The following is a 13,437-nucleotide window of genomic DNA, read 5'->3' on the forward strand; positions in this document are numbered from 1 at the left end:
CTTAATATATGAAAACTAAATTACCCATTAGGTTGAGAAGAAAGCATCTTCTCATCTTAGTATTCTTTGCTTCAGTATTTACTTTTGCAAGTTTTACGAAAGAGGACAGACAGAAAGTGAGGGCTTTCAAACTTCAGCTTATGAAGAAATATGTCTATCATCAAAATGATAGCACTACAGCATCCTCCTTATCCGATCATATTAATCATTCCACTCCTCTGCTGAACAAAATATCGGCAGCTCCTTCTCCCACAGAAGGCTTGAGTGTTCAGAATAAAGGATTCCATGAAATAGTATCCGCACGTATTGAAAAACCGGCGAATGTATTTGAATCGATAGAAAAACAAGGTATTATCGGTGAATTCTCTGATGATGAATCAGATGATGCAACAGATAATTTCTTCACCATAAACCTTCCGGAAGTTAAAAACCAAAATGTTGCAGCATATCTGGAGTATGATCTGTTTGGGCTTGATTCTTACCAATCTGTCTCCAGGTCTATCAACAGAAATATTGCGTTCGGGGGAGATATTATTGTTCCGGGGAATAAATGGAGTACACAAAAAGAAGAGATTAGTTTGAATTCATTACATCAGGGAAAAAATACGATTCTCTTTACTTCTTCATTGAACGGAATAAAATATCGGGTAAAGAATGTAAAAATAGTACTTGAAAAAAATCTGAACCCACAAAACAATATTTCCACACTTCTTTCCGAAGACCATTTATATGTAAAAGGTTCGGATAGCCATTGGGGATCTCAGACTGTAAACATCAATGGTCAGATGGTGGAATCTTCCAGGGGAGAATTCGAAACCATTGTTAAGTTATCAGATGAAGATAAAAAAAGAGGATTTGTATCTGTTACGTCTTCTGTTGGAACAACACAATATCCGTTTTCTCAAAGTGTAGCTTCGTTTAAAATTGTAAATGAAGCCAGGTTTGCACCTTTCATTGTCAATGTATCAAAAGACTCAGAATACAATGAAAAGTATGAGAATGCTATGGTAAGCATTGACAAGAATTCAGTAGCAGAATCCGGGCAGGTTGAAATACTGAAATTGAGAAAAAAGGATTATCCTTCTGTTGTCGGGGAAATTAAAAACCTATCTGTAAATGCTGCTGCGTATCGTATAAATACCAAGTCAGGAAATTTTACCAAAAAAGTGAAACTGTCCTTTCCTTATGATGAGAAAAAACTTGGCGTAAGATCTGCTAAAGAAATTAAAGCATTTTATTTTGATTACAATTCAAGAAAATGGATTGAAGACCCTACTTCTGTAGTGAATACAGAAACAAAAATGGTAACCGTAGAAACTGATGGAGATGGAGACTATATCAATGGAATTATTTCTGTACCGGAATCTCCCCAACTCAGCGCCTCTAATCCTACGGGAATAAGCGGATTGAAAGCAGGTGATGCTGCAGCAGCAAGAAATTTTATTTCTCCTCCAAGTGCGAATCAAAAGGGAGGATCAAATGTGTCGTACCCTATTGTAATTCCATCTGGAAGGAAAGGGATGCAGCCTAATATCAGTGTTTCTTATGATAGTAATAAATCTAATGGCTGGATGGGAGAAGGATGGGATGTTAATGGCATTTTATCGCTCAGTATAGATACTCGTTGGGGTGCACCAAGCTTTGATAGTCAGACAGAAACTGAATTATATTCTTTAAATGGTGAAACCCTAGTATATGACGGTAATTATTTGCCTCATAGGCATAATGATATCAGTGAAACCAGCAGTATATTCACTACTAGGAAGCAAAAACGGGATACTCTGTTAATCGATAATAAAAAGACTTTTTTCCTTAGAAGAAATCACGATTTTTCAAAAATTGAGAGATATGGAACGACTCCTAAAGATTACAGATGGGTAGTTACCAATACGAAGGGAGGTAAAGTCTACTATGGAGGTAATGAATCTGGAGTTATTGAAAATACGGTTATTAAAGATGGCAATGGTAATATTGTTCACTGGGGAGTATGGAGAGAGCAGGACGCTCTCAAAAATTACATTGAATATGAATATGAAAATATAAAATTACAGGGGCTTACTGCTGAAAATGAAAACTTAAACGGAGGACAATATTTCCATATCAGTAAAATCACTTATACGAAGATGGATGGTCAAAACCTCAAGTATTATACCGTTGAATTTGAAAAAGAAAGCAGGATTACCAGACAGGATATCAGTATCAATGCTAAAAGAGGAGTGAAGGAAGTAGAACCCTATAAACTATCTAAAATATATGTAAAATATGATGGCGAGCTGATAAGAACCTATACATTCACCTATAAGGAAGGTCAGTTTTTTAAAACATTATTGAGAAGTGTAGTACACAAGGATACATCTAATGATGTTGCTTACAATAGCTTACTAACCGAACAATTTGACTTTGAATATTTTGATGATATCAAAAGTACACCCAATAGCAGTCCTGTCAATTTTGGAGGTTCTGTAGATATTAATGCCGGAGGTGGGGGAGATGCATTTCCCATTTTACCTAATTTTTTGAAACCTTCTAAGATTTCAGCTAACAATACATTTGAATGGGGGGTGAACGGAAGAGTACCAGGGGTTGGTTTAGACTTTCTTCTGCCTGGTCCTACCAGAGCGTATGGCCATGTAATGGCATCTTTTAATTTGGGCCATTCAGAAGCAGAAGCTAAAAAAGCCCAGGAACTTATGGATTTTGATGGCGATGGAATTCCAGATCTGATTTATAGAAAGCCAAGTAGCGGACTATTTCTTCGTTCAGGAAACCTTTCGGGTGCGAATATCAGTTTCGGACAGGAAAGACCTATACGCTATCTGAACAGTAATTTTTCCCTTACTAAAACCAAAACCCAGAATATAGGTTATGATGCTGGTGTCAACGTTTTTGGAATTGGATTTAACTTCTCACAGATGTGGGCCACCAGTAAAAGTGAAACCTCATCTTTTATTTTGGATGCCAACTCTGACGGAGTGATGGATGTAGCCCAGGATGGGCGGGTCCTTTTCGGAAGAATCAATCCAACAGATGGATTTGTTGAAATGACTCAATATAGTGACAATACAGAAAATATGGTGATTGTTGCAGATACCATGATCCAGCATAATTCTCCACTGGAAGGAACCTGGCAGGATATCTCTAAAAATGATGTTGTTAAAGTCTGGGTAGCTTCAAGAGACGGATACATTAGGTTTGAAGATAATGTGCAGGTTGAGAATGTACCTAATGCTAAGGCACAGTATTCGGTGGAAATTAAAAACCCTGCTACTCCTGATAAAAATGGGAGAATTTATTTAAAAGAATTTACAGCAGGAATGCCGTCAGAATATATATCAATTACCAGCTATAATGCGTATTATTCTCAAATACAGGCTCTGCCACCTTCAAGTACTGATCATTTAGGAGTTAATGATGCTTCAAAATTATACGTGAAATCGGGAGATAAAGTATTTATAAGGCTGCATAAAAATGACAATTACAGCTTTAAAGTGATGTCTAATCCTACGATAAGCTATGTGGGAATTCCTAAACCTATTTCTATAGGACTTTCTCAGGACGGGTTCAGGGCTAATAATGGTGCATACAGTTATAATTTCCTTTTAAATAATCATACCAAACCTATTTCTATAGATACGCCGGGAAACATTAGCATTACAGTTCCAAAAATTACGTTTCCAAATTCTCAGGATGATATTACCTTTAAAATTATTAAAACTACGGCAAGCTCCACTACAGGAGAGGTAATATACTCTAAGACCTATGCTAAAAGTAATATTCCATTTGATACCGTTCCATTATACCCGGGGGTAGCAAATGTAACAAGTTTGTCCTTTAGTACAAATGATGTTCCGGCTACGATCAATTTTGTTGTGGAATCAGATTCCCACACTACTTTTAGAGATGTTAACTGGAATAGAATTAATGTAGATTATTCTCCTACATCAGGAAATCCACAAAATTATACTGCTGTAGCAGGGTATCCTTCTGATGTTATTACAGAATTTAATCCTGTGATAGACATGCAATATCTTAATATCCCAAGTGGTGTGAATACTTATAAAATTGGGATTAATAAAAATATTCCTTCTAATCCAAGTCTTCCTGCGGGTAGCTTTTACTATATTGTTAAAAGCAACGGAGCTATTGCCACTAAAAGAAGGATAATGTCTCCTATGAATAGCTCCGGAAGTATTGTTGAACTAGATATGGTCAATAATAATCAGATAATTTCCGGAAACTCTCCTGCTGAATTTTATACAGGTGATATTTTTAGTGCACCAATAGGTGGAGTCACTTTAAATATTCAGGTATATTGTAAAACTAAGGCAGACTATGATTTTTATAAAGCTTACAGTGCTTTATTTCAAAATAATCCATTTAATATTTATTATGGAGCTAATACATTCATAGCTGCTGTTAACCATACCTCAATAAATTCCTCAGCATTAGAAAATATAGGTCAGTTTTATCATAACTGGAGCCAGTTCCTTTATAATGAATATGCTGATGTAGTTCCTACTGGGAATACTGATGGTTTTATGCTGAATCCGGCAACTCCTTCAGATAATTATGGACGTTTGATCAATCTTGCATCCATGCAGGAAGTGAATATACCGGTAAACCTTAATTTCCCGATGTGCAATAACCTTGCTACACAGGATGAAACAGCACAGTGTATTGCCCAGCAGATCAGCAATACAGGATTCTATCAAAACCCTGCTAATTTTGGACCTAAACCGGTAACGGTATTAAACCCAACTGTATATAAGCAGGTAACAGGTCCAAGAGACAATGAAGTTACTACCTATACTGAAAAATGGATCGGGGTAGGTCCTGAGCAATATGCAATGGCAGATTCATTCAAGGATAATGAAACAGCAAGTGGTTTCTTCAATCCACAGACAGCGAATCCTGACTTACCGGATAATTTGCTTCTTCAGGGTAATGTAGACACCAAAATGTTCTCTATTAATAAAAAATATTACAGTAAATCCAGAACGAATACATTAAGCGGAAGCTTATTTAATTTTGGAATTCAAAATGCAAGCTCTGTTTTAGTAGGAGATGGTAACATTGCTTTACAGGACTTTATGGATATGAATGGTGACGGTTATCCGGATGTGGTGTATAAAGATGCTATGCAGATCACTAATTCTACCGGAGGACATGGAGGATTGCGTAATCCTTTTGTAAATGCTTATATATCTAATACAGACAGTTATTCCAAATCATTGTCTCCACAATATTCAGCGGCTAAATTTATCCAGACAGGGGCTTCATCCAGAAACGGAGAAGTAAGAAGTAATACCAATCAGTACTCGTATAGCCCTAACATAGCAATGAATAGTGGAATTGAGACCTCTGCATCATGGTCTGCACAGGCTTCTGTAAATTATGATTCTAAAGATTCGGGAGAATCTTATTGGATGGATGTGAATGGAGATGGATTAGCAGATAGAGTTACAGGCGGGGGTTCAAGCAATATGAAGTATTACCTTAATTTAGGATATGGTTTGGATAGTGGCTACAGTTATAAAAACGCAGAAACCTTTGCATCGGGTCCTGTAGGATCACTTGGTTTCAGTCTGGGATTTGATTTTGGAGGGATGAGCGGACTGGTAGTAAGTGCGAGTGCGGGTGCATCTGCAGCATTAGGTTCATCTAAAACCACTTTTGAAGATATCAACGCTGATGGGTTGGCAGATATTTTAATTGTTGGAAGTTCTAATACGTATGTAAAGTACAACCTTGGAAACAGATTTTCTAATGCTGTTGAACTGTTTAGAAATGGTGGAGGATTAGACTATAATAACGAATCTAAAACCTATAGAGGGGGAGTTTCTGTAGGAGCAGGCTATTACTACACATTCCCGATTGTATGGTGGCCATTCCCACCAATTCCACTGATCTATCTGAAAATAGGAGGTCAGGTGACCGGAAATATGGGGCTTTCCATTGCTGAAGTAGATAAATCCTTTAAAGATATGAATGGTGATGGCTTCCCGGATCTGGTAGTTTCTAAAGACAACGGATTTGTAGTAAATTATTCAACAATTGGAAGAACCAATAAACTGAAAACTGTTACCAATTTCAAAGATAAAGCGCCATTTAGTGTTTTTGGTTTGGATTACGAGTTTGTGAAACCCACTTATAATGATTCTCATGGAAGATTGGTGATGAAAGAAGTCAGAGTGATGAATCCGGATATCTTCTCACCAACGTATCTATCACCAACAAATAATAAGGATATTGTAAAAACATTTAAATATGAAGGGGGAAAATATGACAGACGTGAACGTGAGTTTTTTGGATTTGAAAAAGTAACTACTTATGATATGTGGTATAGCAATAATATCTACAGGTCACAGATAGATTATTATGAAAATAAGAGTTATTTTCTAAATGGTAAATTGAAAAAAGTTGAGATGTATACAGGTGTAAATGACCTTAATGCTTCAACAGAGTATACTTACAATATTTATAAATTTAAGGATAATAACACACGACTGGATATGAACAGTTCCCTTGCTGAAACTTTTGATACAGGAGGTAAGGAAGGTCGAAAAATGGCCATTGCATTATTGGTGAATACCAGAAAGAAAAATATTGAAAATGGAGGATATACCCAAGTGGGAGAAGGATTAGATTATACGGATAAAGGTTTTGTTAAGCAAATGATGCATTTTAGCAATTCTGCTACTTATAATACCGTGATTGATTATCATAATTATCCGTCTCCTAACAATATTATAAGCATACCTAGATCAATAAAGGTCTATGAAGCATTATCCACATCCAATCCAATCCGTGAAAGATCAACAAAGATAGATCCTAACACAGGTCTAATACTTCAGGTTTCTGCTAAATTGAACAGTTCAGAAATAGCAAATACCGATATTACCTACGATTCTTTTGGAAATATAGTGAACATTATGTATCCAGAGAATGAAAACGGAGAACGGTATATTTTAGATTATCAATATGATACGGATACCCATAAGTATGTAGTGACTACAAAGGATGTTTTTGGGTTTACTTCATCATCAGATTATGATCCAAAATTTGATGTGGTAAGACAAACTACCGATGCTTCTGGGAATACTACCGAATATGAATATGATGCTAAAGGACGTATTGCCAAAATACTGGCTCCTAAAGAAAAAGAAGCAGGGGCACCCTATACCGTTAAATATTCTTATAATACATATGGAACGCCCAATCCAAATTTGGGATATGTTAGTAATTATTATTGGTGTTTAACACAAAATTATAATCCACAGGACCCATCCAATCCGATAGAAACGATGACGTTTTCAGATGGTTGGGGGAAAGTGGTGCAGACTAAAAAAGATATACTGCTGAATGGAGAGGAAAAAATGTCAGTGTCAGGAAGAACTATTTATGACGTGGTGGGAAGGGCTATTTCACAGCATCATCCGATCTTTGAAAATAAGTATCCTCCTAATGATCCGAATCATACAAATGTGTGGCTTAATATGAGTGCGCCTTCACCTTTTTATTCCTCAATCCAAAGAGATACTAAAGATAGAGTTGCAGTTACGGTCGATGAATTATTCCATACAGCTAATACAATGTATTCTGTTGAAAATAATATGTTAAAGAGTACGTTAGTTCTATTTCAGAATAGTAATACTCAGCTTAAATCCGAAACATTTACAAGTTCAGAAGGAAAAACGATGCAGGTTAAAAGTTATCTGAATGGACAGGCATTGACTACGAAGTACAACTATAATACGATTGGAGAATTGAAGTCCACTGAAGATCCAACAGGTATTAAAACATTGTATACTTATGACAAGGGAGGGAGAAGAACCCAGGTGGAACATCCGGATCATGGTGTAAATAAATATGAATATGACCCTGCTGGAAATATGATCAGATTGTTTACTACTAATATGGAAAACACAAGTTCTGCTCAGCAGTATATTCATTATGTTTATGATATTAACAGACTTTCTGATGTGAAATTCCCGGATCTGCCAGGAGCTAATCCTTCTAATGTTCATTATGAATATGGGCCTCCAGGTTCAGGAAATAATGCTGGAAAAGTTATTTTCCAATCAGATAATTCCGGAACAACCAAGTTTGAATATGGAAATATGGGGGAAGTGGTAATGGAGCATAAAACGATTTCAGGATATGGAATTCCCAATATGGAATTCAGGACTTTATTTGAGTATGACAGCTGGAACAGAATCCAAAACCTTACGTATGCAGATGGAGAGCTTGTACAGTATGAATACGATCTTGGAGGTAATCTTAAAAGAATACACAACAAGGAGGGGTATGAATATGTTAAAGAGATTGTTTATGACCAATATGAGCAGAGAGCCTCTATTGAGCTAGGTAATGGTACGAAATCGGAATTTACATACACTGCAGCTGACAGAAAACTGAATACCCACCGTCTTAAAGATTATTATGGAACGGATCTTCTGAGAAATGATTATAAATATGATTATGTAGGGAATATCACAGAGCTGAAAAATACTGCTGGAGTATATAATGAAATGGGAGGGAATTATATTTTCAATTATAAATATGATCATTTGAACAGGCTTACTTCTTCTGATGGAAGCTTTACCGGAGATCCACAGACTCATTTTGGTACAACCGCTTCAGATTTTGAAATGACTATGGCATACAATAATGCTGGTGGAATTGAACAGAAGTATCAGAAACATAATCAGGATGGTAATGTAAATGATTTGAATTCATATGATAACAGATATTATTATGTATCAGGTACCCATAAAGTAGAGCATATTGAAAATGCAAGTACCGGGCAGTATGAAAAATTTGAATACGATTATAATGGGAATGTAACAAGATATAATAAGTATGGAGAATCCGATCAGTTATTATGGGACGAGCAGGATCGTTTGAAGGCTGTTAACAGAGAAAGTCAAGGTGTTTTCCAGTATTATGTTTACGATGATAAAGGAGAAAGAATAATTAAATGTAACCTGGAACAAGGAGCGCAACTCTACCAGAATGGACAGGTTATAGATCCAGGAACAATCCAGGTCAATAGTTTTAAGATATATCCTAATGCTTATCATGTGGAGAATTCAAATAAAATGCTCACAAAACACTATTTTGCAGGATCAGAAAGAGTAGCAAGCCGAATTATGGACTTTGACTTTCCAACCATGAGACAGCAGGCTAACCCCGGGATTGCTTCAAAAGATAAAAATAATGGAGCTGATCTGAAGCGGTATCTTGAAAAAGCAGGAATAGATTTCAGTCAGGTAAAAATTGAATTAGCTAAGGGACCACAACTTCAGGCAGGTGTTTATTATCTGCATGGAGATCATTTGGGAACAGCTACTTTTGTGACGAACCAGGATATGAAACCTACTCAGTTTTTCTTAAATTTACCTTTTGGAGAAACTATGGCAGAGCAGATGACTGGAGCTTATAATAATCCTTATAAATTTAATGCTAAAGAACTAGATGAAGAAACTAGTCTGTATTATTATGGAGCAAGATATTATAATCCTAGGTTGAGTATTTGGTATGGAGTGGATCCTATGGCAGGAAGCTATGCTAGCTGGAATCCATATGCTTATACATTTGACAATCCAATAAATCTGATAGATCCCGATGGAAGAGAGCCTCGCCCTAGATACAGATATGAAAATATCAGTAAAAATAAAAACTATGGTACTGTTTTAGTCCTGCCTTTAAATTATAAATCAGATGCTGCTATGCTGTCCGAATATAAAGCAGCCAAGCAACAGGGCATGCCTATGATTTTTGTATCAGGAATAAATGGCCTTGCCCAGTCAATTAAAAAATTGAAAAGTCAAAATGTGGACTTCAGTGCCTTGTCTGTCTCTCAACATGGTAATCAGGGGTTTTTCCAAATAGGAAGTGAATCTGCATATCATGCAAAAATGCCAAACGGTGGTCCAGTGGAGGTTCAAACACCAAATGGTACAGAAACGAAAATACTGGAGAGTACAAGCTCTCAGTTTAAACATTTAGGTAACTTATTAAAAGGTAAATTGGTGTTTATTGGAGAATGTCTCGTTACAGCCCAGAATGATGCTGATGCGAAAAAAATGATGCAGTCATTTTCAGATATTACACAATCAATGGTGTTTACCTCTGATCATAGTGTACCTTCTGGTTATACCTATAAGGGGAATTCAAGTTATTTAAATTCTCCCGAGGCAAGTGAAGGTGGTGATGTAAATGATTATCATATTTTTTCACCCAATCAAAAATCAAAAGAAGTATATGATTTAAAAATTAGACAAAATGGATGGTTCAATTGGAATAAAAAAGATAGCACTAAGTAATATTCTCGCGCTCTTGGTATTATGTTCTTGCTCCCAAAAAGACAAGAACATAACTAAGGAAGTTAATTATAAGTACTTTAATGAGTTTTCTTTATCAGGTATTGAAAAAATAAATGATATTGATTCCTATAATGGAAATTTTTATCAGATATTTAAAGAGAAAGATTCAGTAAAGACAATCTCAATCAATAAAAAGAATACTACCTTTTATAAATTTGATTCTATTTTATATTTGAATAAAGGGAAATATTGGTATTGTGAACATCAATTACCACTAGCCAATTCTGAGAAAGCTTTTACAAGCTTCTCCAAAGTAGATGTTAAGTATATATTCAATGATAGTATAATGGTATGGTCACGAGATTATTTTAACAGAAATTATGCAGGAAAATATGCAGGACAAAGTGTTCAACTTTTTACTAAAAATGATACTATTAGTGAAATTTTTAAGAATGATCTTACCGGAAAACAAATAAATGGAGATCAGAGACTGGATATTCTAAAAAAAATAATCCTCAAAAAATAAATTCATACCTTCAATAGCATATCATAAAACAGCCAGCTCTCTGAGTTGGCTATTTTATTGATATAGGTTTTAGAGATCATTTAATTATGAAAATCAATTGGTCATTATAATCTGGTAGAATTGAATTGTAAAATTTTAGTCATTATTAAATACCCTCTATTTAAATTTTTAATGCTAAATTGTCCATTACTATGAAGACAATTTATGCAGCATTAGCCCTTTCCGTAGCTTCTGCCGCTTTTTCTCAAAAAACATTGGAAAAAGTAGAGCCGGCATTTTGGTGGAAGGGAATGAAAAACCCCGAACTACAGCTTTTAGTGTACGGGAAAGATATCGCGAATCATGAAATCACCCTTTCAGACGGTGTACAGATTAAGGGTGTTCAGAAAGTTGAAAATCCAAACTATGTTTTTATTACCGTCAATACCGGTGAAATAAATGTTCCTAAGTTTTCTATCAATATCAAAAAAGGGAAGAAGAATCTCGCCTCTTATATGTACGAACTGAAACAGAGAGAACCTAATTCTGCAAACCGCGAATCTTTTACCTCAAAAGATGTCATGTATCTGATTATGCCGGATCGTTTTGCCAATGGTGATGAAAAAAATGATTCCAGACCTGAACTGACGGAGAAAGTAGACCGCAGCTTACCCAATGGCAGACATGGCGGAGATCTTCGGGGAATCATTAATAACCTGGACTATATTCAGAACCTTGGTGCCACAGCAGTCTGGTTAACTCCGGTGAATGAAGACAATGAAAAAGTCTATTCCTATCATGGATACGCCCAAACTGATCTCTATACAATAGACTCCCGATACGGAACCAACGAAGAATACAAAAGTTTATCCCACGAACTGAATAAAAGGAATATGAAGCTGGTGATGGATTATGTGACCAACCACTGGGGAACTTCACACTGGATGATCAAAGATCTTCCAACAAAAGATTGGATCCATTGGTTTAAGGACGGAGATGAAGGCTTCAAACGTTCCAATTATAAAACCACCACACAGTTTGATACCAATGCTTCAGATATTGATAAAAAATATGCGCTGGATGGCTGGTTTGATAAAACAATGCCTGATATCAATCAAAACAATCCTTTAGTTTTAAAATACCTGACACAAAATGCGATCTGGTGGATAGAATATGCCGGATTAGGAGGATTTCGTGTAGATACTTATCCTTATAATGATAAAGAAGCAATGGCGAAATGGGCCAAAGCGATTACCGACGAATATCCCAAATTTAATATCGTAGGCGAAACCTGGCTGTATACACCAGGGCAAATTTCAGCCTGGCAGAAAAATTCCAAAACAGGAGAAGCGGCAGGCTATAACTCCAATTTACCGTCAGTAATGGATTTTATGCTGTTTGCAGATATGCCTAAAGCTTTTAAAGAGAAAGAAAGCTGGAATACAGGAATGATAAAAATTTACGATTCCTTTACCAGTGATTTCCTGTATCCGGATATTAATAATATATTGGTTTTCTTTGAAAATCATGATACCGAAAGATGGAACGAGATCTTCAATGCTGATCCCAAAGCCTATAAAATGGGCCTTGCCATGATTTCCACAGTTCGCGGAATCCCCCAGATTTATTACGGATCAGAAATAGGAATGCGTGGAGATAAAAACAAAGGAGGAGATGCAGATATCCGCAGAGATTTTCCCGGCGGATGGAAATCAGATAAACAGAATGCATTCAACCCATCTTCACAAACCGCTGAACAAAAAGAATTCTTTCAGTTCACCAGCAAATTACTGAACTGGAGAAAAGGTAAAGAGGTGATTCATAGTGGTAAAACTAAAAATTACGTTCCGCAGGATGGTATTTTTACTTATTTCAGATATAACGAAAAAGAAAGCGTAATGGTGATCGTGAATAATAATGAAAAAGATCAGACGTTAGACCTAAAACGTTTTGAAGAATCACTCAAAGGATTTTCAAAAGGAAAAGATGTTATTTCAGGAAAAGAACTGTCAATACAGAACAGCTTAACGGTACCGGCAAAAACCCCGTTAATCATTGAACTTGAAAAATAAAATTACCATATGAAAAAATTAATAACAGTACATACACTGATCCTGTTCTTATTGGGATTCTCTGTACTTTCTGCACAATCAAAAAATGGGTTTGAAAAAGAAAAGTCGGAAATCAGTACCATGCTTGATGCCTTTAATGTAGCAGCCGCAAAAGCAGACTATAATACCTATTTCAATTATTTTGCAGACGAATCTACATTTATTGGAACAGATGCTACCGAAATCTGGGATAAAAAGGCATTCATGGTATGGGCAAAACCTTATTTCGATAAAAAGAAAACCTGGAACTTTACTGCGCTGAAAAGAAATATATATTTCAGCAAAGACGGAAAGTTAGCCTGGTTTGATGAGTTATTGGATACTCAAATGAAAATATGCAGGGGTTCAGGAGTGGTAGAAAAAATTAATGGAAACTGGAAAGTAAAGCAATATGTTCTTTCTGTAACAGTTCCTAATGAGGTGGTAGATAAAGTGGTTGCCGAAAAAACAACCCTTGAAGATGTGCTGATCCAACAGCTGAAAACTAAATAAT

General features: G+C 36.0%; 4 protein-coding genes. All 4 read left to right on the forward strand.

Annotated features, from left to right (window positions below):
* The first annotated feature begins 8 nt into the window (after positions 1-8).
* The 4 genes from LQV47_RS05360 to LQV47_RS05375 all read left to right on the forward strand — a co-directional run bounded on the left by LQV47_RS05360 (position 9) and on the right by LQV47_RS05375 (position 13,436).
* Positions 9-10,328 carry an RHS repeat-associated core domain-containing protein gene (locus LQV47_RS05360; RefSeq protein WP_230034627.1) on the forward strand — a complete coding sequence of 3,440 codons (10,320 nt, stop codon included), beginning with the start codon at positions 9-11 and terminating at the stop codon, positions 10,326-10,328.
* Entirely contained in the window at positions 10,288-10,854 is a 567-nt protein-coding gene (locus LQV47_RS05365; protein ID WP_230034629.1) for a hypothetical protein, read from the forward strand. The genes LQV47_RS05360 and LQV47_RS05365 overlap by 41 nt, the downstream gene beginning before the upstream one ends.
* A gap of 191 nt (positions 10,855-11,045) precedes the next feature.
* On the forward strand, positions 11,046-12,905 hold the full coding sequence (locus LQV47_RS05370) for a glycoside hydrolase family 13 protein (RefSeq protein WP_230034631.1): 1,860 nt from the start codon (positions 11,046-11,048) through the stop codon (positions 12,903-12,905).
* A 9-nt stretch (positions 12,906-12,914) separates the two neighbouring features.
* A complete protein-coding gene (locus tag LQV47_RS05375) occupies positions 12,915-13,436 on the forward strand; it encodes a nuclear transport factor 2 family protein (RefSeq protein ID WP_230034633.1) in 522 nt (173 codons plus the stop codon).
* Position 13,437: the final 1 nt, after the last annotated feature.

The sequence above is a fragment of the Chryseobacterium sp. Bi04 genome (assembly GCF_918698085.1).
Taxonomy (GTDB): Bacteria; Bacteroidota; Bacteroidia; order Flavobacteriales; family Weeksellaceae; genus Chryseobacterium.

Excerpts from the sequence above, each read along its gene's own strand:
- LQV47_RS05365 (WP_230034629.1), top strand. The coding sequence starts at position 10,288 with ATGGATGGTTCAATTGGAATAAAAAAGATAGCACTAAGTAATATTCTC.
- LQV47_RS05370 (WP_230034631.1), top strand. The coding sequence starts at position 11,046 with ATGAAGACAATTTATGCAGCATTAGCCCTTTCCGTAGCTTCTGCCGCT.
- LQV47_RS05375 (WP_230034633.1), top strand. The coding sequence starts at position 12,915 with ATGAAAAAATTAATAACAGTACATACACTGATCCTGTTCTTATTGGGA.
- LQV47_RS05360 (WP_230034627.1), top strand. The coding sequence starts at position 9 with ATGAAAACTAAATTACCCATTAGGTTGAGAAGAAAGCATCTTCTCATC.